The sequence below is a fragment of the Pedobacter aquatilis genome (genome assembly GCF_032678425.1).
Lineage (GTDB): Bacteria > Bacteroidota > Bacteroidia > Sphingobacteriales > Sphingobacteriaceae > Pedobacter > Pedobacter aquatilis_B.
Genome location: NZ_JAVTSG010000001.1, coordinates 1,085,038 through 1,108,114, shown reverse-complemented (window position 1 = coordinate 1,108,114; position 23,077 = coordinate 1,085,038). Strand labels below are relative to the sequence as shown.

The window sequence follows — 23,077 nt, the reverse complement described above, 5'->3', positions numbered from 1 at the left end:
CTACCTTTCTCGCCCCAGGCTATCGCCGTGGGGGTTTAGCGCACCCTCCAGGGGTGCGCTACCTTATTCAAAGCGCCAATGAAACCAATTTGCGCACCTTATATGGGGTGCTGATTCTTGTAATGCATCATTAAAATATGGGTACTGAAACATTAAGATCAATCAAATATTCAGCGGCTGAAGCGACAAAACTGGAGAAGCTTGCGCTGAAGCTTGGAAGACCAAAGCGGCAGGTGTTCCTGCAAATGGTAGATTATTTCTATCGGACAAAAAAAGACCCTTTAGACATTAATGACGACCTGCTGAAATCCACAATGATGCGTAATCATAAGGACTACATCGGATTTCTAAAGACGCAGGAAAATGAATTGCTGATACCGACAAAACGTGAAATGGGCCGCATGATTGATTCCCAAAGGAAAGTAATCAACGAATTTAACGTACTGGCGAAACAGAATGAAGAAATTCCGGGATTGATCGAACGACAAAACCGATACCTCAGCCAGTTGGAAACCCATCACCGGGCGATGGCGACGTTATTAAAGAATAAAGAGCATCTTAAAACACTCTTCATGGGCATAATTGAACGTTATGCTTCTGCCCGGGATAATATTTCTGCTATTGGCTCTCGAAAGGAGAAGGACCAACTGCTAGCCTCTACAATAACACACATAAAATTGCTATAGAAATGTATATCAATATTACAGACAAGCAAAATGCAGACAACAAAGGTAGCAGCTCCAGCCTGGTGAATTATCTTGAGAAAGAAAACCGGGTTCACCTAAGCCACAGTCCTGAACTGTGGTTCAATCAGAGTAGTCCAAGATTGGAACCTTTTGAAGTGCGTCAACAAATTGATGCCAACGTTGCAAAGCTTTGTCGAAATGATGCCAAATTCTATCTGATCAATATCAGTCCAAGCCTAAAAGAACTGCAGCACATGGAAGAAAAATTTGGTCCGGACGGCATTTCAGCTGCATTGAAAGCCTATACAGAAATGGTCATGGATGAATATGCCCGGAATTTTAACAGGCCTGGTATCAATAGTAACCAGGATTTATTGTGGTTTGCAAAATTAGAACACAACCGCTATTATGGGCACGGCGACAAAGAGGTAAAAGATGGGAAGAAAAAACGGGGGGAGCTCAAAACGGGGGACCAACGGCACATCCAGGTTATTGTTAGCCGCAAGGATATTTCCAATAAAATCAAGCTCAGCCCAATGAATACCTCACGTGGAAGAAATATAGAACATTCCAAAAAGATGGGGCAATTTGACCGGCTGGCTTTCAAGCGTTGCGGAGAGGCGCTGTTCGACAAAGCCTTCAATTTTGAAAGGGGTCTAAAGGATACCTTAGACTATGCAAATATCCTAAAAAACGGAACTATTGAACAACGCAAACAACTCGATGCACTTTCAACGGGTATCAAGTTTCATAATGATCTGAACAAGGTCGCTCCGATATTGGCCAGGCAAATCTCCGAAGCAGCATTTGACAATACCACTATGATGTTAAAGCAGGTTGGTTCCACAACAGCAGGGTTCCTTGATATCATGCTGGACCCGGTAGCCTCGCCAAGCAACCCCCAACCCGGACATATGTTTAAAAAGAAGAAGAAAAAGAAAGGACAGCATCAGGATCATTCTCAACAACTAATTAGATAAACGGATTATGAATGCACAGGATAAGAAATTAGATATCATACTGGACACGCAAAGATTACATGAGTTAAGGATCAAAAAACTGGAACAAGATGTCCCAGATTACCCAAAAATCAGCATCCCAGACTACTCTAACGATTTGAAATTAACCAGGAAAGCGATTGAATCTTTCCTTGACAGCGGATGCCAAAAGCAAATGGAGGTATCTATGCAAAAAATAAGGGAACTTGTTTCCAGAATGCCACATATCGTTAAGGTGGAGCACCACCATCATTTTGCAAAACCCACCCGGCGCGTTGTTACCGCTTTTACGGTACTGAGTCTATTGCTGGCCTTTACGATTTGGCTGGCATATTATTTCTACAAACACTAAAGCAAAACCAAAATTTGAAAAAGCATGAAAAATTATGTAAATTTGATCATACCGGATTTCCAGCCGTTGGCATTAAGCATTTTTGTAGATGCTTTCAAAATCCCTCAGGGCATCATGGTGCCATTGAGTGATTGGCTAAAACTGAAACCGGCATTAAATCCAGAAAGTCCACTTTACAAGCTTATGGCCGCGTTAACTTTTGTACCCTTTCATGAACTTCCCCTTAAAGAGAAATCAGTTCTGCTAGAGGACAAGTTACAGGAGGTGGAACAGGCGAACCTGAAGAAGGGCTCTTACCGGGTATACAAAAATGAACTTTGCACTTCACCAGAACTCTATATAAACGAATATATAGACCATAAGGAATTAGTGAGTATGGATGCAAAAACAGGTAAGATTATTCTAGTCAAAAAACTGCACTAACATGAATCCTTTACAGCTTTACGTTTTGGCCGGCCCCAATGGAGCTGGCAAATCGACGCTGTCCGAGACATTTGTTTCTCCAGGTACAGACATCTTTGACGGCGACAAAGAAATGGCCTCACTGAGGCATCAATATCCAATGACCGATAGTGGAACGCTTTATGATGCAGCAAACGGTATTGTCTTTCAAAAAAGAAAAGAACATGCCATCACTACGGGAAACGATTTCGCATTTGAGACAAACTTTCGAACTGCAGATGTTATGGACAGTGTCAAACAATTTAAAAAGGCAGGGTACCAGACCCGACTGATTTTCATTGGTCTTCCATCCTTGACTGATTCTCTTTTCAGGGTTGACGTGCGGGTAAAAGCGGGCGGGCACTTTGTGGATGCGGAGAACGTTGGTAAGAATTTTTCAGGTGGATTGGAGAATCTGGTAAACTATTATGACAAGTTCAGTTCGGTGGACGTCTTCGAGAGTACAATGGAGCAATCATCTCCTTTTAAAATGAACGCATTGCTCACCATCAAAAACGGAATCGTAACAGCCCAGGCAGAAAACCTGCCGGAATGGGTAATGCGCCTCTGTAATGAAATCGATAAAAAACATGAGCAAGAGATTCGTTCGCAGGTACAGGAACAGCCAAAGCAAAAAAAAGACAGGGGTAGAAATGGAGGATTTGAATTAGGAATGTAATTAATTTAATGATATAATTTTCCCAACGCTCATTTGCGGCCTACAATAAAAGGGAACGGCTCAGGCCTTTTCCCTTTTATTGTGTCTAGCCTCTACGAATTGATTTTGCCAATATTACTTATAAACTCAAGCCGTTGCTTTTGCCTGCATATTCTGGTGAAAGTGTATCATCAAGTCTCTGCCCAAAGTCATTAAAGATTTGTTGACTAGATTTTGATCATTCTGCTAAGGTTACCGAAAGGGCTGAGTAAAAAGGTCTTTGATAAAGTGGCTAGATTATTACGAGAGATTATTTTCATGGACCGCAAAATTTCATATTGTGAAGAAGTTTTGCTAAACGTAACGCTTTCTTTTCATCCAGAGTAGTGCCCCGCTTAGCGAAAGTAGTCCCGGAAGCAAGCCCAGCAAAACATAGAACCATTTTAAAACAATGCCTCCGAATGCCCCAATGTGAAGCTGATAAACCCAGGCCTCGAATCTTGCTGCAAATGGCTGCTTTTCGATCGAAGAGGTCTTTAGTACTTCCCCGGTTTGTGCGTCAAATGAAAATCCACTGGCTTTACCCCGGTATAGCCCATAACCGCTACTGGGCATGTGCCCTCGGACTTGAACAGGAACGTGTGGCGTTGTGGGGATATTCACCGCAATTGGTTCAAACCCTTTTACAAGTCTTTTGGAACGGTCTACGAGGGAATCGATGTTTACTTTAACGGCTATATTGATTATGGGTGGGTTTGTTTTCCAGCTCGAAGTAGAGAAATGTTCCTTGTCCATCCAAAATCCGGTAAAGAACAGCAATGCGGTAAACAGCATGGCCCAAACACCTACGATCCGGTGGATGGATGAGATTGTAGTCCTTGTATTTTTGAAATTGAGCCCAGCCCTAAAGCGAAGCGCATCCCAGAAGTGTTTCCGGTAGATGATCATCCCGGTAATAAGTGAAAACAGCATGATGAGACCAACTAGCCCAGAGAAAAACTTTCCGGGAATGCCCAGTTGCAGGCTGTAATGCAGGGAGTAAAGCCACCTGAAAAACGAGGGCTGCAGGTCGCCGTAACTGCCCTCTTTAAGTATTTTCCCTGAATATGGGTCAACACAGATATAGTAGAGGTAGTTTTCAGTAATGGACTGCTCATTCCGGTAGATCATAAACTCATAGCTGTCACGCTCGTTAAGCGGAAAATCATGCATCACGATTTTTTTAAGGTTAGAATGACTGCGGAGGATCTGCCTGTATATGCCGTCGATACCACGCATCTTTCCCTGTGGAGTGAGGTTATGCAGCTCCGGATTGAAATAGCGGTCGAGCTCCCCGCGGAACATGAGCATGGAGCCGGTAAGCCCATAGAAGATAAAGAACAGCCCGGCCAAAAGGCCAAGCCAGCCGTGAAGGGAAAAAGCCAGTTTGGTGAGTCTGCTCGTTATTTTCATACCTTTCTCCTAAAAGTTATAGCCAACGGTCAACCTGAATTCCCTAGGCGCAAATGGCACATAGGCATTAAGGCCAACGGGATTTGCGGAAACGGGGGTTATCCAGGCACTGCCATAATTATTCCGGTCGAGTATATTGTTTACGATCGCATTGACAGAGACCCTGCTGTTTGACCAGCCCAAACCACCGTCCAAACGGAAAACCGGCGCAAGCCCCAGGTTGTTTTCAAGTGAATACCTGCCCGAACGACCCGTCTGCAACTGGTAACCACCAGAGAGGGTAAGGCCACCAAGGCTTTGGAAAGGAAGCCTGTAATTTAGCCAGGTATTCTGGATGTGTTTGGTCAGGTACGGGACTGGGAGGCCAACCAGGGCTGAGTTGGCATCTTTTGAAACCTCAGCATCGGTGTAGGCATAGTTGATTACGACATTCAGCCCTTTTATAACCTCGCCCTTAAGGTCAAACTCTATTCCTTTTGCCCTGGTTTGTCCGATCTGTGATTGCTGTAAGGTGGCTGGATCGGTCACAATAATATTGTCCCTGGTAAGCCTGTAGAAAGATAGCGTGGTATTCCATTTGCCACCCCACCAGTCTTTTTTCAGTCCGGCTTCAAAATTCTGACCTTTGAGGGGCTCGAATACGCCGCCGGTTGCGCTGAGGCCACTTTGCGGGGTATAGGTGTTATCAAACACCGCGTACGCGGCAAAATCCTTCAGTATAGAATAGCTTATCCCTGCACGGGGCGTAACTACCCAGTCCCTCACTTCGCTTACTGTGGGAACCTTGACCGAACTTTTAGATCCCGTCACTCTGGCGGCTAGCGTAAGGCGAAGTTTATCTTTCAAGAGATTGAGCTCATCCTGCAGGTAAGCGGCGTAGTATTCCACAGATTGCTTGTTGGTTGCTATATCCTTCAGCTCACCGGTTTTCCTATTTGAATCAAAATTGATTCCATACACTGGGTTATTGGTATCCAGATAGTAAAGCGTCTGGTTTGATGTTTTATCGTTGTAGCCCGAATAGGCCAGCAGGTTCTTGCGGTTGGCATCAAGTCCGGCCAATATTTTGTGGCTGATCTTTCCGGTCTTTACCTCCCCGTTCAAAAATGCCTGAAAGGCATAAACATCGGTATTGAACCGTTCATAGGTTACCCTGCGTGGCAATAGGTTCGGTGCTGACTTATTATAACTCGAAACAAAAAAGTAATTCCCGTCCAGGTGGCTTCTCGCAAACACGCCTTTGGCCGTCAGGTGCCAGTTTTTGCCAAGTTGATTTTGATAGGTCAAAAAGCCATTGTTTTCTGATGCACTGACCGGATCCTTGCCCGGGTCTGCAATACTGAAATCCCTGGGCAGCGAACCAAAGCCATCCGGGGTAAACACGGTAAGCAGGTACTGCAGGAACTGCTGCTTCTGGTAGATGTATTCTGCGGTAATCGAGGATTTTTCTGATATCGCAAATTTGAGCACAGGATTGATCACCACTTTATCATTGAAAGCAAATTTCTGAAAGGAATTTGCTTTTTGTCCCACTGCATTCAACCGGTATTGCCATCTTTTGTTTCTGTCAAAACTTCCCTGAAAATCCCCGCTCAGGCGATAAAGGTCAAAACTGCCTGCTGTGAAACTGACATTGTTAGCTTTTGTGCCGTCCGGACCCTTGGTCACAACGTTGAAAGAACCAGCAGGATCACCGATGGCATTCATAAACCCGGCAGGCCCCTTGATGAATTCCACCCTGTCCATGATTGCGGCATCCTCTGGCATGGGGCCATAATAGATCATTGAAATATCTACACCATTGCGCAGGGTATTCACGCCCGCACCACGCATAAAGATAAAAGGTCCGTAAAAATCTGCAGTATTGTTGCGAATCGCCCCGCTCACATTTCGGGTTACGCTTTCATTGATATTGATCGCCTGCTGGTCAAGCAAAATACTTTTATCAATTTCCTGTATGTTCTGCGGCAACTGGAGCAGCGGCGTGGTCAGTTTCAGTCCCGCTGAAGACTGTCCGAGGTTGTACCTGCGATAATATTTGGAACTTACCGTCACTTCCTCAAGGACCTTAACCGTGGTATCTTTTACCGCTTTGAGCGAATCTTTCTTGTTTTCGGGACGGACCTGCGCCTGGATCGCCAGATGTATAAGCGTCGCAGCGCAGGTAAATAGTAGTATTTTTTTCATGTACAAAGGGAGGAAGGCCTGCAGCGGCCTTCCGGGAAAATGCTATTGGAATTCTTATTTTTTTACTTTACAGGAAGGTAGGCCTTCGGTTCATCCTTGAAACGTGATTTGCAACTGGATGAGCAAAAGCCGAAAATCTTGCCCTCATGATGCACGGTATCTTTTACGCCTGCGGAGACTGCCATATGGCACACGGGGTCGATCTTATTGTCGATTTTTATACCGGTTGAACTTGCGCCCGGGTGCAGCACTGTTTCCAATGCACCGTTGTACATGCTTCGCATGTCTGATACGATCTTTGCATCGGTATTGTCTTCCCGGCCGCCTTTTACCGGAGGCTGTGGATCATATTCTAAGTCGAGCATAACCATTTTGGTATATTTCTCGCCCATAATGTCATTTACTACTGCAAGGCTCATGTCAATACCGGCCGAAACACCTGCGCTGGTAAAATATTTTCCGCTCTGGACATAGCGTTTGTTCTGTCCGGTAATCCCAAATTCATCTTTCAATAACTGTTTACCAAACCAGTGTGTGGTCGCTTCCCGATCTTTCAACAGCCCGGTTGCGGCCAGTATCCAGGCACCGGTACATACGCTGGTAGTATATTTGGAGCCTGCATCTATTTCTCTGATCCAGTTAAGTAATTTGGTATCCTTGGTTAAGGTATAGGTTTCATTCAAGCCTCCCGGAATAACGAGGATATCCAGCTGCTTAACCTCATTGATAGAAGTGTCGCACCAGACTTTCATCCCGGCGGTGGCAATTGTTCCTTTTTTGACACCGACAAAGAATACTTTAGCGCCCATGAGTTCACTGAAAACATGGTATGGACCCATCGCATCCAATACTGCATAATTATCGTAAAGCAGGATACCAACCGTTTTGATGTTTGTTTTCGGTTTTGGGAATTCGTTTGATTCTTCCTTGTTTTTATTTTTGCAGCCCAGCACAGAAATAACGGTAAGGGCAATTAGGATAAGTTTTTTCATTAGCTTAAAATTTAGCGGTTAGCGTTGTACCATAAGTTCTTGGACTGCCAAGCATGAAAGAGCCGAACGAGCCATAGGCAATATATTTTGCCCCACCAGCATTTCTCATCCATCCGCTGAGTTCAAAACGCCTGGTCGAAATGCCCGCCTTAAAATTAAAAAGGTTATACCCTGGCTGGTTAAGTCCATTTATGAAATCAAAATAATAACGGCCAAGGTAGCGGTATTCGGCCCTGGCAAAAGCGGCTAACTGTTGTTTGCTTCTTGCAAAATCATAGGTGTATTGAGCGGCTAGCATGGAGCTTATTGGTGGTGTATTGATTGGCCTATTGCCCTCAAAGTTGACTACTGCATCAGCCTCAGCGCTGTATAGTAACAAAGAAGCATACCGGGCATGCGAAAAGCTTGCATTCCAGTCGATCTGTAGCCCCTTAACTGGTAGCGCTGTCATTTCAAGCTCGATGCCTTTGTTGCGCATTTCCCCAACATTCAGGATAAGGGCATTGATGCCGTCCATGGCAGTACTAATCTGCTGATTGTGTTGCTGGAGGTAGAAGGCCGTTAGGTTGAGTTTGAGCTTTTTTTCAAAAAGCATGTTCTTCCAGCCGATCTCATAATTATCCGAATGTTCGGGTGCATAGGGTACCTGCGCAGGATCGGTGGCATTCGTATTGAGCCCGCCTGCCCGGAATCCCCTGGCATAGCTTGTGTAGAGCATCATATCCTTTTGCACCTGGTAGCTCAGTACAAATTTTGGCGTAAAGGCATTAAATTTCGCCTGATAATCCTGCTGTGTTCCCATAACTACAGGGTCAGGGTCTTTCTGGAAATCCGTCCGCTGACCGAGTTTGCGTCTTTCCCGGTCATAACGCAGCCCTGCGGTAAAACTGAGCTGATCGCTAAGTGAATAGGTGGCCTGTGCGAAAAAGGCATAGCCATTGTTTCGTCCCTTGCTGACACTTGTCGAAGTAAACGGGGCGCCCGAGGACGGATCGAAAAGAATGTAATCCGGTCCAAAAAATGTTGGCGCATTCATCCTGGTACTCTGCGTGAAGCCATAAGCTCCTGCCACCCATTGCAGCCTGCTTTGATTTTTGGAAGGTGAACTGAAACGGATTTCCTGCGTAAAGATATGCTGCCTTTGATCAGGGGCTATACTCAGTGCGTTGAGTGGACTGAAATCGTAATCCACGCCAGCACCTTCGTAATAGGCATGCCAGTCGATATAGGATGATACTGCCGTAAAATTGAAGTCCTGTCCATAGTAATTTGCCGCTAGAGAAGTGTTATAGTTTTTTCTCCGCTCAACATTGGTGTTGTTGGTGTTGACCTGATAAGGCTTCTCAAGCACTTCTTGGTAAGAACCTAGCCATGGGAAACTTCCGCGGTCGTTGTCGTTTTCTACTTTAGCATTAAAAGCTATTGACCAGCTTGCCGATGGCAAATAACGCAGGTTGAAGTTCCCTGAATAATCTTCACGCCGGTCGAAGCCACTCTGCGTAAATTCATTATAATAAACTGACCCCCGGTGATTGTAGGTAAAGGCACCACCGGCAAAAAGTTTGTTTGGGATAATTGGCCCTGCAAGGCTTGCGGTATAACGCTGTTGTCCATAATTTCCCAATGTAACTTCCGCATATCCGGAAGGTCGGTTTGTCGGCTGTTTGGTCGTGATGTTGAGGACCCCGCCAAATGCATTTCTGCCGTAAAGGGTGCCCTGTGGCCCTCGTAATATCTCGATGCTCTGGATATCGTTGAACTGTACAGGTGCAGAAAAATAGTCAAACTGGTATACCCCATCAACATAAGTTGCAACGGCCTGTTCATTTGAAAAGCCCATCACCCCACGGATATTTAAAAAGTTTGAGCTGGCACTATTGCCATGCTCAACAGTAAAAAGGCCCGGGGAAATGGCCGTTAGGTTTGTAATGTCCCAAAGGCGGTATTCTTTGATTTGCCTGGCATCGAGAACAGTAATTGCGGCAGGAACTTTCTGTACGTCCTGCTGTCTTTTTTCTGCCGTAACGACAACCTGGCTCAGTTGATTTTCGGCAGTTGCCAGTTCAAAGTTTAATTCAGCGGCCCCTCCAGATGTAAGTCTTACAATTTTGGATTGGCTGGCAAAACCGATTACATTTACCGACACCTCATAATGTCCTGCTGGCAGCTGAAACTTAAAATACCCTTCAGCATCACTTGCCGTAACCTGGTTATTGTTTAATATGCTGACAGTTGCACCCGCAAGCGGGGTGCCATTTTTTGTTCTGATCTTTCCACTGATCGTTTGACCATAGGCTATAGCCTGGATGAATAAGAACATTATTAATATAATACGAAACTTCATAATTGTTTTTCGGGAACCTTGCGGAATCCCGTTACAGGCAGGTATAAAATTGAGCCTGCTTTACCAGTTTGAGCTGGTAAAAGAGGCAAGCCAATCTCCCGCCGGGTTAAAGAATATTTCGTATGGTTATTTTATTTGATCAGTCGGAGGCTGTCGAGATAGTAGTCAGCACGGGTCATCGCCCGCTTGTAGTGCTGGTCCAGGTTTTTCACCTTGCCCAGTTCAGCTTTAAAATAGCTTACCGACTGTTCATTACTCTTGCCTGTTACATCAGGTTCGAAATGCTCCATCCATTCTTCCATTTCATGATTCGCTTTGTCGATTTCTGATAAAACAGCCTGAACCCGTAAGACCTCAGCAGGTTTCATCTGATGAATAACCGAATCCAGGGCCTTGCGTTGGATATAGGCCATGTCTGCATCCTGCATCACCTTGTCGTGAATAGCAACAACTTCAGCACGCACCTGCTTGTAATCCTCTTGCTGTGTACAGGAAGTAAATCCGAGGGATAACAGAAATATCACCACGACAAAAAACGAGGGTTTCATGATGGAAATTAAAAATAAACCACACTAAAATTATTTAATTGTGTAATCCGGAATCGAATTCTTTTTCTACAGAAAACCTTAATCCGGAAGACAAATCAAAAGCTATACATTGAGATAATTGCATAGCTATTTTTTATCAAGTAAGTTTGGGCGGCTGGAAAATAGCGTAGAAAGCACTTATTGGTTTCTGCGTTCCAATGGGATAGTGAACTTCTGCTGGTGCAAAAGAAATGAATGCAAGTGAAATCGGTTGGCAAGGCATAGCGAGCATAAACGCTGTACGCTGATTCTCCCTTTCCTGTTTTTTCTCTTTCTCTTCTGCCTGTTTCAATTTGCTCATTAGATAACATTTTCCGTTACAATGCATCCAGGGTCTGCTTTTATTTACGCAAAGGGTGGCAGCGATCTCTTTTTGGTTCACCACAAAACCCGCATAGACAAAATATACCGAGAGGTTGGAACCGATAAGGGAAACTAAGAGTAATATGGCCAACAATCTTTTGAACATTTCGGGTGCAAAGATACGGAGTATAATTTTTAAAACTTATTCCATTTCTAATTATATGTAATGCTATTGTCTACTTTTAACAAGAGAAGTATACATACCTGTTGGTGATATTTGTTTATAAGTTTCAAATCTATTAATTTAATGCTGCTTCATACCGCGGGACAGAAGGCAAGCAATAGGTGTGAAAATCGGATATTGATATTTTTGCATTGATTAGGAAAATAGCCTATATTTGATATTAGCATTTGCAACTATATAAAAGGTAAAAGTCGGTGAGTTATTCGGTGAGTTCAAGCCAGAAATCATCGTTTAAATAGCATTAATGGCGGATATGGCCTCAAATCAGAGTCCCGTCCATTCCGCAACAAAAGCCTTAACTTGAAAAAGTTGAGGCTTTTTTGTTTCTGGTGATTTCGTGATTATTATTTTCTATTCTGCCTAAGACTTATATTTTTTAATAAAGCTTGGCTTTTAGAAAGGTTAGCGTGGGTATGTCGAAACTTAATAATTTACAGATTTGTATTCTGAGATAAATTAATCAGGCTGATTCGAGCGGTTAGAGATAACATAAGGATTATAAACCTCAGAAAAAAACTTTGAAATACTTTCATGAATAGCTAGTAGAACTAAATTTGATTTTTTTACTATAACTAAGTATCATTTAATATAAATAAATCATTTGGACCCGTTATGCGAATTGTTTTGCCGCGACTCTTCTCTATAGATAAAACAAATGCTGACAATTCGTAAATTTTACTTTTACGCTATCTTTAAAATGTTTGGAAAAGGCTTTGGCTTAGCTTGGGCGGAAGCAAAGAAAAATGTAGTCACTCGTATTACAAATAGTATTATTATCATTAATATTTTACTATTAATTCTGGTTATAAGAAAACTCACCAGCACCATTAGCCTTGCCGAAATTTTGCTCTGGGTTTTATTGATTGGCTATGATATTTATTTGAGTTATAAATATTTTGGAGCTGACCGATACAAACTTATTCTGAAAGAACTTGATCACCGAAAGCTTGTCAACCCCTGGATGTTTTATGCTATCTATTCAATACTTCCAGCGTTATTGATGCTTTACTTATTTCTGCCGGCAAATTAAATGTCCTTAACCTTAAATTAACCATACCTACAACTTATCCAGCTTAAAATACCCTAAATGGATTTCGTCTTCCGGAAGGTTTGCTGAAGGTGTAATTTGGAGTTGATAATGTTCTTTCTGGTCAATTACCAATATTTCATCTACGCGATGAATATCATCCACATCAATACCATATTTATCGTCTATGTGAGAGGTTGCGCCTTTGATGGTGTTCTGCTTAAAGAAAATAGTTTTCTTCGCATCCTGAACGGCTTTGGCTCGGTCGTTTTGAACGGTAAGCACCGCGTAATGCTGCTCTTCTAATTTGTTCGATTGATAACCGCCGAGATTAATGAAAAATAATTTATGTTCAGAAGGTTGAATAATTTCGCTTCGCGGAACAACCTTAACTTCATATCCATCAACTGCATTTACCTCCCGCCAACCATCAATGTGAATACTTGAACCGGCTTCAGGCCAAAAAGCTTTTATATGTGGAATGAGTTCTTTTAAATTGTTGGCAATGCCAAAGAAATAATCATGTTGTTCTACATTTCTCTGTGGGGCTTTTGAGCCTAATAGGAGCATGAATAGCTTTGGGTTTTGTAATTCTGTCATTTGTTTGTTTATGTAATGCTACAGCTAATTATATAAAGTTTAGTTTTTCGAAAGGCTTTCTATAATGATTGATGATGCCTTTTCGCCAAAATCCAATCCCGAATAATCGGGATTAAAACCAGCAATATAAGGTACAGCCATAATGTATATCCTTTCGTTCAATGCACCGTAACCATCAAGCAGCTGAAAGTTATCATTAATGCTCAATCCCGGCACGCTTAAATAATAATCTCCGTTAAGCTGACTTACTTCTTCGTTGTCTTTGTTAAGTTCTGTTAAGGCTTCCTGCTCATTCCTAAATTTTAGCTTTGCGGCGCTTACAATCTTTTGTTCAATTAAGCTTTGGTAAGGGAAATCGCGATACCATAAATGTGGCTGTCCAACACAATTTACGAAAGTTTTGTAATATATACTTTTTGATGTGCCTTGCTCATCAATATAATTATAATTAACCCCACCTTCCTTGCTCGGTTCTTCTTTACTGTTAGCATCAACAGCAATTATTTCCAACGTTCCAGCTTCATGGAGCGCCAACATCTCTTCAACTGAGCTTTGCGGTACGAAAGCGATAACAATTGAAATCAGCGGCATTAAATTTCTTTTTAGCCTTAACATATCTTCTGCAGAGAAATGCTTCGCCGGATAATTCATGGCAAAGCTAAGCACCGCAAGCAGTTCTTTCCAGTATACAGATTCGTGTCTTTTTATAGATTTTTGTGCTTCAACATATTCTGCCCGAAGCAATAAAAATGGATTGGTTTTTTCCCTTAAATCCATTGCCATATCTACAAATTCCTCCAACTGTAAATCCTTAATTTTTTTGTAGAATTCCGGTTCTTTCTCTTTAAAAAGCTGCTTAAAGTTCTGGTCGAATACATAATCCAGGGAAAGAAATCCATCGTTTAATTGCATATTGGCTTCTACTTCTGCTTTACTCAATAGGCTATCTTTTAGCAAATGTGGGTCTTCGAGGTGAAACCTCACTGCTGGCAGCATGCCATTTCTCGAATGCATGACCATTTTAAATTCGGGGCAATCCTCATAATTTTTGAAGGATACCTTTCCATTTTTATCCGTGCTGAAATCACCGTTGTTTCTAGCAAGTGTTCTGATGGCATCAATTGCAGTTAATGAAGAGCCTTTTATCGCTATTGGATGATTGGCTTTAAAGGCAAGTTTTGATGGGGGGTAAGGCGAATCGAAATAACCGCTTACTTTGCCCTCCAGTTTTTTAGGCCAGGTATGTCCGGTGCAAATAACCAGGTTATCATATGGTTTAATCTGATTGTTATTCGTTTTAACCGACACTTTTTCAAGTTCCTGATTATCGATGATGTCAATTACTTGAGTTTTTAGAAATACATTCACCTCAATCCCTTTTTCTTTGGCGATACCCAGCAAAAGCTCAAATTGATTTTGCAGATACAAGCCAAACAGCAGACGGGGCATCACTTTGTAATCATTATATTGTTGAGGGTCGATTCTAAACCTGTTAAGCGTTTCCGGTGGGAGCGTTCCAATCCATTCGGCTACTGATGTAACCATTTCCGGGATTTCATTACCTGATACATTGGTGATGTGTTCGCTATTGGCACCCAAAGTGCTGTAAGGCATACCCGCACCAAGCTGTGTGTTTTTCTCAAAAATATCAATGGTAAAATCGGCTTCTTCTGCTTCAATCAATCTTTTGAGCATAAATAATCCGCTAGGTCCGCCGCCTAATATGGCTATATTTTTATTTTTCAATGATTACCTTAATTTATTGTAACTGATAACCTTTTTAAAATTGAAAAGTTTTGATGATTTGGCGTAATTGGCAGATGTTTCGAGAAATGTTAAACGTCTATTATTTGACTTAAGTCAAAGCTTATCTACTAATGGCTATAGATTATCGACTTTATTTAATTATATATTTTTTTTTAAAACAAAGTGCTCAAATTTGAGTTAATACACACCGGGTAAAGGCTGATAATACGCTTTCAAACGTCTTCCTAAACTCTAAACTAATCTATACTTATGGAACAAGGAAGAACGAATCGCCAGATTGAGGCGAATAATAAAATTATGGTAACATTTCTTGTCGCAATATTTGCCTTTGTATTGCTTACTTACAGCTTTCGATTGTTAAATAAGAAATCACCATGGATGGTGAAGATTGAGCGAACGCTTTTATCAAAAAACGGATAGTTATCGTTTTCGGTAAACCAGGTAATCAATTCCCAGTGCAATTATCAGCAACAATAGTCCGCCAAATTCCCTCGTTTCTTCAATCCAGGGTTTAGTTGCTTTCATGCTTTGTACGATGTTTTCCGCATCGTGCTCCTGGTACCAGTTAACAACCCCGTTTTTATCAAACCAAAGAAATAGTGCGTAAACTGCGTAGATAAAAATTCCGGCCAGATAAGCCTTTGGATAATATTTTCCCTTGAAAGCTTGAAAACAAAACCATGCGCCATATAAATAAATCGGTACCCAAATATATGGGTCAGGGTCGTTATATTGTAAAGCTGCGGATAAAATAAAAATAAGGCAGAAAATCAGGTTAAAAGCTTTCAAGGTCTGTTTATTGAGTAGAAAATTTTGAAGGCTTAAAGATAAAAAAATCCCTTATATAGAAAAGGCACGATTGCTCGTGCCCATTCTTGTTGTTATAGTTATTGTTTCTTTTGGCTAACAGAATAACTCCTGTTCATCCCGGTCGGCCGTTGGTATCTTCTTTAAAAAATCATCGAATGATGAACCAATATTGTCGGAATAAATGCCATAAGCATCTAAAATGTATCCGATTTCCTTGTCACTATCTTCAGTAATGTATAAAACTGAATTATCTGCCGGGTCAGAATCTCCCTCAAAACGATAAGTTTTTACTATGGTTAAATCTTCCGGTTTATAAATTTTACCTTTTTGACTTTGCATTTTCCCATGGTCGGTCATCTTTAACTCGTTATCTTTTCCTTTCAGCCTCAATTTCTCTAGAATTTGACTCAAAGTATTCATTGCAATTGGCTGTTCCATAGTTTTTAGTTTTTATTATCTATTAAACAAGTGGTATCATAAATGGTTTTATCTATAATCATTTTCTAAAACCAAATGATAGTCAGGTTGTTATTTGTACGAACTTAAATTATATAAGATGAAAAAATATATCCTAACGTTAGCTGTTGCCGGCTTTGCATTATTAAGTGCCTGTACAAAAACCGAAAAGCAGATTGCAAGTGCTACATTAACTGAAACTGCTGACAACAGCAAAACCATCGGAACAGCTAAGTTTTATGAGTTGAGTGACGGACAGATAAAGATGGACCTGGAAATTAATTTTGCCAGCCGGGCAGATAGCAATGTGGCGGTGCATTTTCACGAGCATGGCGATTGTGGCAATATGGGCGAAAATACCCATGGCCACTGGAATCCTACAAAAGAAAACCACGGCAAATGGGGCTCTTCTGCTTATCATTCTGGCGATATTGGTAATATTGTTTTAGATGATAAGGGCCATGGTTCTGTTTCGGTTACAACCGATAGATGGAACATTAAAGATGGTGATGTAAAGAACATTATTGGCAGAGGTATTATTGTACACGGTGGTACAGATGATTATGTTACTCAACCAACCGGAAACTCTGGTCCGAGGGTAGGTTGTGGCGTTATCGAGCTATCCAGGTAAAATTACTTCAGAAAATTAAAAGGCGATTTTTATCGCCTTTTTTATGCAATAATGCTTTTGTTGTCATCCTTTTAGAAAAACCTAAAAATTATGGCAACACTCGAAATGACTAACGGCGGCAAGGCTGCTGGTAGAAAAAGCAGAAAAGTAGCTCCAAGGGTAGATTTAACGGCAATGGTCGACTTAATGTTTCTGCTTACTACATTTTTTATGCTGACGACTTCGCTGTCCGAATTAAGGGCAGCTGATGTAAGTAAACCGATTCCTTCAGAAATTAGCGAACCTTATCCTGCATCCAGAACAATGACGATTTTGTTAGGTAAGGATAATAAAGCCGCTTACTATCTTGGCGAAACAGATAAAGCAAATCTAACTATTGAAGCAGTAAATAAACTCGGTGCTGTGATATTCTCAACCAAGAAGGATATCGCAAACTTCCACAAGCAAAATGCGAAAAAGTTTATGATTGTAATTGTCAAGCCAACAGCAACATCAAGCTATAAAGATTTAGTCGATGTGATTGATGAGCTTAAGATTTTAGATGTTAAATCTTATTCAATAGATGATCAAAATATAGCTGAAAAAGAAAACGTTTTTCTGAAATCTAACAATCTTTAGGTTTATAAAAGGAGCTAATCTGATAGCTATTCTATTAAGAAATAGTACACTTTGGAACGGATATTAAACGGACATCAACCGGATGTGAGACGTTATTATGACAATCGTATCCGATTAAGTGTGTTTAGGATCTATGGTTTGCAAGTTTAATGGCTTAATGATTCAATAGCGTATAAACTAAAAAACCCCGAATTGCTTCGGGGTTTTTCTTTATATGGGATTAATATTAAAGGCTGAAAGCTGCTTTAACTTTATCTACGTAATCTAGTTTTTCCCAGGTAAATAAATCAACAGTAACCGTTTTTTCTTCACCATTTGGTGTTCTGAAAGTTTTATTTACGGTTTCAGGTTTTCTACCCATGTGGCCATAAGCAGCAGTTTCGCTGTAAATTGGGTTTCTCAATTTTAAGCGCTGCTCAATAAAGTAAGGGCGCATATCGAATATTTCCTCTACTTTTTTACTGATTTCGCCATCTGTTAAGCCAACTTTAGCCGTATCGTAAGTAACAACGTTAATTGAAGTAGGCTTTGCTACACCAATTGCATAAGAAACCTGAACCAGTACTTCATCGCATAATCCTGCTGCAACTAAGTTTTTAGCGATGTGACGTGTTGCATAAGCCGCACTTCTATCTACTTTACTTGGATCTTTACCAGAAAATGCACCACCACCATGAGCGCCTTTACCGCCGTAAGTATCAACAATGATTTTTCTACCAGTTAAACCAGTATCGCCATGCGGACCTCCAATTACGAAAACCCCGGTTGGGTTAATGTGGTAAGTAATGTTATCATTAAATAAGTGCGCATACTGAGGATATTTAGCCTTAACTCTAGGGATTAAGATAGAAACTAAATCACCTTTAATTTTGGCAAGCATTTCATCGTTAGCTGCATTTTTATCTTCTTTAGATTCTGATTTAGCTTTAACAAAATCATCATGCTGTGTAGAAATTACAATCGCATCGATTCTTTGTGGCTGGTTATCATCAGAATATTCTAAAGTTACCTGCGATTTTGCATCAGGGCGCAAATAAGTAATTTCAGCGTTTTCTCTTCTTAAGTTAGCCAACTCTCTTAATAAAGCATGAGATAAATCAAGCGCAAGTGGCATATAGTTTTCGGTTTCGTTAGTTGCGTAACCAAACATCATACCTTGGTCGCCGGCACCTTGTTCTTCTTTACTCGCTCTGTCTACACCTTGGTTAATATCCTGAGATTGTTCGTGGATTGCAGATAAAATACCGCAAGAATTTGCCTCGAACATATACTCGCTTTTGGTGTATCCAATTTTCTTGATTACATCACGGGCAATTTGCTGAACATCTAAATAGGTTTTAGATTTAACCTCTCCGGCTAAGATTACCTGACCAGTTGTGACCAAAGTTTCGCATGCTACCTTTGATTCCGCATCAAAAGCTAAAAAGTTATCAATTAATGCATCCGAAATTTGATCGGCAATTTTATCCGGGTGGCCTTCAGATACTGATTCTGATGTAAATAAATATGACATTTATTAAAAAATTTAAAGATGAATAAACTGTTTAATAAGTGCTAAAATTCCCTGAAAACAGGTTCATTTGAATTGAGGAAGGTATTAGCACTTTTTTTTGAGTGGTTGCAATCCCGTTCTACAAGTAAGAACATCGCAAATCAATCCACTTTTAATGTTGCAAAATTAGTATATTTTCTTTATTTCAAGAAATTATAGATTATTTTTGTATCCTCATTCTCAAGCTTTGCAACTCAAAACCAATATTTTATTTGTCATAAACCCTATTTCCGGCGGAAAGGCGAAGACACGTATCCCGGCATTAATTGATAAATACCTGGATAAAGAAAAGTTTAACGCTAATTTTCGCTTAACAGAATTTGTTGGTCACGCTACAGAAATTGTAGAAGAAGCGATTGCTAAGAATTTTGAGGTAATTGTTGCTGCAGGAGGCGACGGAACCATTAACGAGGTGGCTTCTAAAGTAATGCAGCACAAGAAGGTTTTAGGCATACTCCCTTTAGGCTCTGGAAACGGGTTAGCCAGGTTTTTAAATATTCCGCAAAATTTAAAGGATGCAATCTTACTTCTAAACCGTTTAAAGGTCGAAGAAATTGATACCGCTAACTTTAACAATAAATGCTTTTTTAATATTGCCGGAGTGGGTTTTGATGCACATTTGAGTACAGCATTCTCACATGATAAAAAACGCGGATTGGCCGGATACATGAAACTGGCTTTTAAGGAGGTGCTGAATTATAAAACCGAAACTTACCATTTAAATATTGATGGTGTTGAATACGAGCGAAAAGCTTTTGCAATTAGCGTAGCCAATTCATCTCAATATGGTAATAACGTTTACATTTCGCCTAATGCTTCGGTAAAGGATGGTTTACTTGATGTTTGCATCATTAAGCCTTTTTCTATGTTGAAATTACCTGCATTAAGTTATGTAATGTTTAAGGGTACAGCCGAAACATCCGATTTAATCGAGATTATTAAAGGTAAAAGCATCAAAATTATCAGGGCAGAAGAAGGTCCAGTTCATGTAGATGGAGAGCCTTTACAGATGGGCAAGGAGATAAATGTTGTGGTAAATCCATTATCCTTAAAAGTTATTGTTCCTTAATTAAATTGAGTTGATATGAAATCGAAAAAAAATAGTTTGAGTGATTTGGGCGGTATTATGTTTTCTACAAACCCCGATTTTGAGTTCGAACAAGAAGTGGATGATACGGTAACCGCTCCAAATCAACAACAGGATTTGAGGGTGATGCTCGACAAAAAGAATAGGGGAGGTAAAGCGGTAACCTTAATTACCGGTTTTAAGGGTAAAACTGAAGATCTGGAGATTTTGGGTAAAATGCTAAAAAATAAATGTGGTGTGGGTGGCTCTGTTAAAGACGGTGAGGTTTTAATTCAGGGCGATGTAAGAGATAAGGTTATGGGCATCTTACAGAAAGAAGGTTATAAGGCAAAAAAAGCTGGCGGGTAATTCAGACTTAGTGTATTTTTTTATAAAAAATGGCATCCTAATTAAACGATTTAATTTATTGATTTACAGATTTTTAAATCATAGTGTATAAGCTACAATATGTAAAAAAAGGCTAAATAAAATTAGTTTTTTTGCATTTTATCTACATACCTTTGTTGCACTAACTAACTTATTGTTATGAGCAAAAAAGGATTGCAAACGCCAGATTTAAGCTACTTAAATCTGAAAGCCGGTTTGGATGTTAAATATCAATTGTCTGCGGCTGATCTCATTGAAGAATCTTTAAAAAATGGTGAAGGCAGTTTAGCCTCGTCAGGTGCACTGGCTGTAGATACCGGCAAATTTACCGGGCGTTCGCCTAAAGATAGGTTTATCGTTTGCGATGGTATTACAGAAAACGAAGTTTGGTGGGGCGATATCAATATTAAGTTTAAACCAGAAAAATTTGAGCGTTTATTAAATAAGCTCACTACTTATTTAAATGAAACAACTTTTTATGTGAGGGATTGTGCAGCTTGCGCCAGCCCGGATTACAGCATTTCAATAAGGGTTATCACTGAAACGGCCTATCAAAATCTTTTTGCCAATAATTTATTTATCCGCCCTGCGGATGAAGAACTGGGTATAATACCCGAGTGGACGATAATTGCTGCCCCTGGATTTTTGGCAAGTCCTGAGTTAGATGGTACCAGACAAGAGAATTTCTCGATAATCAACTTTACTAAAAAGATGATTATTATCGGTGGAACGGGTTATACCGGCGAGATCAAAAAGGGAATCTTTTCTGTTTTAAACTTTATTCTTCCGGTATATAAAAACACTTTATCGATGCACTGCTCGGCAAATGTTGGGGCAGCAGGAGATACGGCCATCTTCTTTGGCTTATCCGGAACGGGCAAGACAACCTTATCTGCCGACCCGGAAAGGGCTTTGATTGGCGATGATGAACACGGTTGGAGCAATGACTCTATTTTTAACTTTGAAGGCGGTTGCTACGCAAAATGTGTTGATTTAACGCTTGAAAAGGAACCGCAAATCTACAAAGCAATAAAACACGGTTCATTATTAGAGAACATCAACTTTTATCCGGGTACAATGGAGGTTGATTTTACTAATATTGAGAAAACTGAAAATACCAGGGTAGCGTATCCGATAAACTTTATTGATAATGCAATTTTGCCATCCGTTGCAGCAGCTCCCAAAAACATCTTTTTCTTAACTGCTGATGCTTTTGGGGTATTGCCTCCGATTTCAAAACTAGATGTAGAACAGGCCATGTTTCATTTTATGAGTGGCTACACTGCAAAAGTTGCCGGAACTGAAGCTGGCGTAACTGAACCTCAATTAACCTTTTCTGCTTGCTTTGGTAAAGCATTTCTACCCTTGCACCCATCCAGATATGCAGAATTGCTTGGCAAAAAAATGGAGCAGGGCAGCGTAAATGTTTGGTTGGTTAATACCGGGTGGACTGGCGGTTCGTATGGTGTGGGAAAAAGAATGAAACTGGCTTATACCAGAGCGATGATTAGGGCGGCTATAAATGGCGATTTGGAACATAATAACTATAAAGTTCACCATGTTTTTAAATTAATGATGCCTTTACATTGTGTTAACGTGCCTGATGAAATTTTAGACCCTTCTAAAACCTGGAGCAACCAGGAAGAATACTTTTTAAAAGCCTACGAATTATCGGAAGCGTTTAAAAGAAATTTTAAGCAGTTTGAACAACTAAAAACACATAAATTGGAAGAAGAACCCTTAAAAATGTGTTAAAAGTGGTTTTAAATGCATTTTTTACGCAAAAAATTTGCAATTCGTTTTTTTTTTAGTTTTTATTGTGAAAGAATTGCCTCCGGCTGAGGCAATTTTTTTGTTATATACCCTCAAAGGAATAGTTGAGAACTAAAAATTTAAGTAACGATTTAATTGTTTATTGATTTATTAATTTGTAATTTAAAATCAATTTATAAATTTGTTTTCGCAACAAAATCGGCTAAGCCTACGTTGTGTGTAATAGTAAAAGAAAAAACAGCTAAAAAAATTAAAAACAAGAACTAAAACTAAAAAATCAAAAAAATGGCAAACGCACCAAAACCAACAACTGTTAAAAAAGAGAGCTCTTCAAGTGCTTCAAATGTTTTTGCAACATTAGTTATTCCAATTTGTATCGTTATTGGATTTGTTATCTGGAAATTTGTATTAGGAGATCCATCAAACTTTATCGATAATAACAATGAAAACCTGCCATTACCTAATAACTATCCAGGTACAGCTTACAAAGGTGGACCAATCGTTGCAGTATTAATCGGTTTATTATTAACTACAATCGTTTTCTCTATCGAGCGTTTAATCGTTATTGGTAAAGCAAGCGGAAAAACCAGCTTAGATACATTCATTATCAAAGTAAAAGGTTTATTAAATTCAGGTAACATCGAAGCTGCTAAAGCTGAGTGCGACAAACAACAAGGTTCAGTTGCAGCAGTAATTAAATCAGGTTTGAAAAAATACAGCGAAGTTGAAGCGGATACTAACATGGATGTTGAGCAATCAATCGTTGCTATCCAAAAAGAAGTTGAAGAAGCTACTGCTTTAGAAATGCCAATGTTAGAGCAAAACTTAACCATCATCGCTACTTTAGTATCAATCGGTACATTAATCGGTTTATTAGGTACGGTAACAGGTATGATTCGTGCATTCGCTGGTTTAGCTAACTCAGGTGCTCCGGATCAAGCTGCATTAGCGGTAGGTATCTCTGAGGCACTTATCAATACAATGACAGGTATCTCTGTTTCTACTTTAGCGATCATCATGTACAACATCTTAACTTCGAAAATTGACAAGTTAACTTATGCTATTGATGAGGCTGGTTTCAGCATCGTTCAAACTTATGCTTCTACGCATAAATAAAAAAATGAAAATAATTTTTACCGGCTTTAT

The 23,077-nt window shown here is 40.3% G+C and carries 24 protein-coding genes; 13 read left to right on the top strand and 11 right to left on the bottom strand.

Going from position 1 to position 23,077, the window contains the following annotated elements; translation table 11 throughout:
• Positions 1 to 137: 137 nt before the first annotated feature.
• From R2Q16_RS04675 to R2Q16_RS04655, 5 genes are read left to right on the top strand one after another with little or no spacing between them, the layout of a single operon-like run.
• The gene (locus tag R2Q16_RS04675) at positions 138 to 686 is read left to right on the top strand and encodes a BfmA/BtgA family mobilization protein (protein ID WP_316735460.1); all 549 of its coding nucleotides are present in this window, start codon (positions 138 to 140) and stop codon (positions 684 to 686) included.
• Positions 687 to 688: 2 nt separating this feature from the next.
• Entirely contained in the window at positions 689 to 1,666 is a 978-nt protein-coding gene (locus tag R2Q16_RS04670; RefSeq protein ID WP_316735459.1) for a DUF5712 family protein, read from the top strand.
• Between the two features lie 7 nt (positions 1,667 to 1,673).
• Positions 1,674 to 2,036 (top strand): hypothetical protein, encoded by a 363-nt coding sequence (locus R2Q16_RS04665; RefSeq protein WP_316735458.1) that lies wholly within the window; start codon positions 1,674 to 1,676, stop codon positions 2,034 to 2,036.
• Between the two features lie 24 nt (positions 2,037 to 2,060).
• A complete protein-coding gene (locus R2Q16_RS04660) occupies positions 2,061 to 2,459 on the top strand; it encodes a hypothetical protein (RefSeq protein ID WP_316735457.1) in 399 nt (132 codons plus the stop codon).
• A gap of 1 nt (position 2,460) precedes the next feature.
• Positions 2,461 to 3,156, top strand: coding sequence for a zeta toxin family protein (locus R2Q16_RS04655; protein WP_316735456.1), 696 nt, complete (start codon positions 2,461 to 2,463; stop codon positions 3,154 to 3,156).
• 333 nt (positions 3,157 to 3,489) lie between these two features.
• Here the strand turns inward: R2Q16_RS04655 and R2Q16_RS04650 are convergent, their stop codons facing one another.
• From R2Q16_RS04650 to R2Q16_RS04625, 6 genes are all read right to left on the bottom strand, one after another.
• Positions 3,490 to 4,587, bottom strand: a complete 1,098-nt coding sequence (locus R2Q16_RS04650) for a PepSY-associated TM helix domain-containing protein (RefSeq protein WP_316735455.1) — start codon at positions 4,585 to 4,587, stop codon at positions 3,490 to 3,492.
• A 9-nt stretch (positions 4,588 to 4,596) separates the two neighbouring features.
• Positions 4,597 to 6,774, bottom strand: coding sequence for a TonB-dependent siderophore receptor (locus R2Q16_RS04645; protein ID WP_316735454.1), 2,178 nt, complete (start codon positions 6,772 to 6,774; stop codon positions 4,597 to 4,599).
• A gap of 62 nt (positions 6,775 to 6,836) precedes the next feature.
• A complete protein-coding gene (locus tag R2Q16_RS04640; RefSeq protein WP_316735453.1) occupies positions 6,837 to 7,766 on the bottom strand; it encodes a DJ-1/PfpI family protein in 930 nt (309 codons plus the stop codon).
• Positions 7,767 to 7,770: 4 nt separating this feature from the next.
• Complete coding sequence (locus tag R2Q16_RS04635; RefSeq protein ID WP_316735452.1) at positions 7,771 to 10,110, bottom strand: TonB-dependent receptor; 2,340 nt, start codon at positions 10,108 to 10,110, stop codon at positions 7,771 to 7,773.
• Between the two features lie 131 nt (positions 10,111 to 10,241).
• Positions 10,242 to 10,658 (bottom strand): hypothetical protein, encoded by a 417-nt coding sequence (locus R2Q16_RS04630; protein WP_316735451.1) that lies wholly within the window; start codon positions 10,656 to 10,658, stop codon positions 10,242 to 10,244.
• Positions 10,659 to 10,794: 136 nt separating this feature from the next.
• Positions 10,795 to 10,998, bottom strand: a complete 204-nt coding sequence (locus tag R2Q16_RS04625) for a hypothetical protein (protein WP_316735450.1) — start codon at positions 10,996 to 10,998, stop codon at positions 10,795 to 10,797.
• Positions 10,999 to 11,941: 943 nt separating this feature from the next.
• On the opposite strand from R2Q16_RS04625, the gene R2Q16_RS04620 reads away from it, so the two are divergent.
• Complete coding sequence (locus R2Q16_RS04620) at positions 11,942 to 12,274, top strand: hypothetical protein (protein WP_316735449.1); 333 nt, start codon at positions 11,942 to 11,944, stop codon at positions 12,272 to 12,274.
• Positions 12,275 to 12,301: 27 nt separating this feature from the next.
• Here R2Q16_RS04620 and R2Q16_RS04615 read toward each other — a convergent pair whose 3' ends face one another.
• Both R2Q16_RS04615 and R2Q16_RS04610 read right to left on the bottom strand, forming a co-directional pair.
• Positions 12,302 to 12,871 (bottom strand): DUF1543 domain-containing protein, encoded by a 570-nt coding sequence (locus R2Q16_RS04615; RefSeq protein ID WP_316735448.1) that lies wholly within the window; start codon positions 12,869 to 12,871, stop codon positions 12,302 to 12,304.
• A gap of 39 nt (positions 12,872 to 12,910) precedes the next feature.
• Positions 12,911 to 14,617, bottom strand: a complete 1,707-nt coding sequence (locus R2Q16_RS04610; RefSeq protein ID WP_316735447.1) for an FAD/NAD(P)-binding protein — start codon at positions 14,615 to 14,617, stop codon at positions 12,911 to 12,913.
• Positions 14,618 to 14,887: 270 nt separating this feature from the next.
• Between R2Q16_RS04610 and R2Q16_RS04605 the strand changes: the two genes are divergently transcribed.
• Positions 14,888 to 15,058, top strand: a complete 171-nt coding sequence (locus R2Q16_RS04605) for a hypothetical protein (protein ID WP_316735446.1) — start codon at positions 14,888 to 14,890, stop codon at positions 15,056 to 15,058.
• On the opposite strand, the gene R2Q16_RS04600 is transcribed toward R2Q16_RS04605, so the two are convergent.
• Entirely contained in the window at positions 15,059 to 15,427 is a 369-nt protein-coding gene (locus R2Q16_RS04600; RefSeq protein WP_316735445.1) for a transmembrane 220 family protein, read from the bottom strand.
• Positions 15,428 to 15,541: 114 nt separating this feature from the next.
• Entirely contained in the window at positions 15,542 to 15,886 is a 345-nt protein-coding gene (locus R2Q16_RS04595; protein WP_316735444.1) for a hypothetical protein, read from the bottom strand.
• Between the two features lie 118 nt (positions 15,887 to 16,004).
• Here R2Q16_RS04595 and R2Q16_RS04590 point away from each other — a divergent pair, with 118 nt between their 5' ends.
• Complete coding sequence (locus R2Q16_RS04590; RefSeq protein ID WP_316735442.1) at positions 16,005 to 16,535, top strand: superoxide dismutase family protein; 531 nt, start codon at positions 16,005 to 16,007, stop codon at positions 16,533 to 16,535.
• A gap of 90 nt (positions 16,536 to 16,625) precedes the next feature.
• Positions 16,626 to 17,153 carry a biopolymer transporter ExbD gene (locus R2Q16_RS04585; protein ID WP_316735441.1) on the top strand — a complete coding sequence of 176 codons (528 nt, stop codon included), beginning with the start codon at positions 16,626 to 16,628 and terminating at the stop codon, positions 17,151 to 17,153.
• A gap of 226 nt (positions 17,154 to 17,379) precedes the next feature.
• On the opposite strand, the gene metK is transcribed toward R2Q16_RS04585, so the two are convergent.
• The gene (gene metK, locus R2Q16_RS04580) at positions 17,380 to 18,666 is read right to left on the bottom strand and encodes a methionine adenosyltransferase (protein ID WP_316735440.1); all 1,287 of its coding nucleotides are present in this window, start codon (positions 18,664 to 18,666) and stop codon (positions 17,380 to 17,382) included.
• Positions 18,667 to 18,871: 205 nt separating this feature from the next.
• Between metK and R2Q16_RS04575 the strand changes: the two genes are divergently transcribed.
• The 4 genes from R2Q16_RS04575 to R2Q16_RS04560 all read left to right on the top strand — a co-directional run bounded on the left by R2Q16_RS04575 (position 18,872) and on the right by R2Q16_RS04560 (position 23,047).
• Positions 18,872 to 19,774 carry a diacylglycerol kinase family lipid kinase gene (locus tag R2Q16_RS04575; protein WP_316735438.1) on the top strand — a complete coding sequence of 301 codons (903 nt, stop codon included), beginning with the start codon at positions 18,872 to 18,874 and terminating at the stop codon, positions 19,772 to 19,774.
• Positions 19,775 to 19,789: 15 nt separating this feature from the next.
• A complete protein-coding gene (locus tag R2Q16_RS04570; protein WP_316735437.1) occupies positions 19,790 to 20,140 on the top strand; it encodes a translation initiation factor in 351 nt (116 codons plus the stop codon).
• 177 nt (positions 20,141 to 20,317) lie between these two features.
• Positions 20,318 to 21,913, top strand: coding sequence for a phosphoenolpyruvate carboxykinase (ATP) (gene pckA, locus R2Q16_RS04565; RefSeq protein WP_316735436.1), 1,596 nt, complete (start codon positions 20,318 to 20,320; stop codon positions 21,911 to 21,913).
• Between the two features lie 303 nt (positions 21,914 to 22,216).
• Positions 22,217 to 23,047 carry a MotA/TolQ/ExbB proton channel family protein gene (locus R2Q16_RS04560; RefSeq protein ID WP_231458743.1) on the top strand — a complete coding sequence of 277 codons (831 nt, stop codon included), beginning with the start codon at positions 22,217 to 22,219 and terminating at the stop codon, positions 23,045 to 23,047.
• Positions 23,048 to 23,077: the final 30 nt, after the last annotated feature.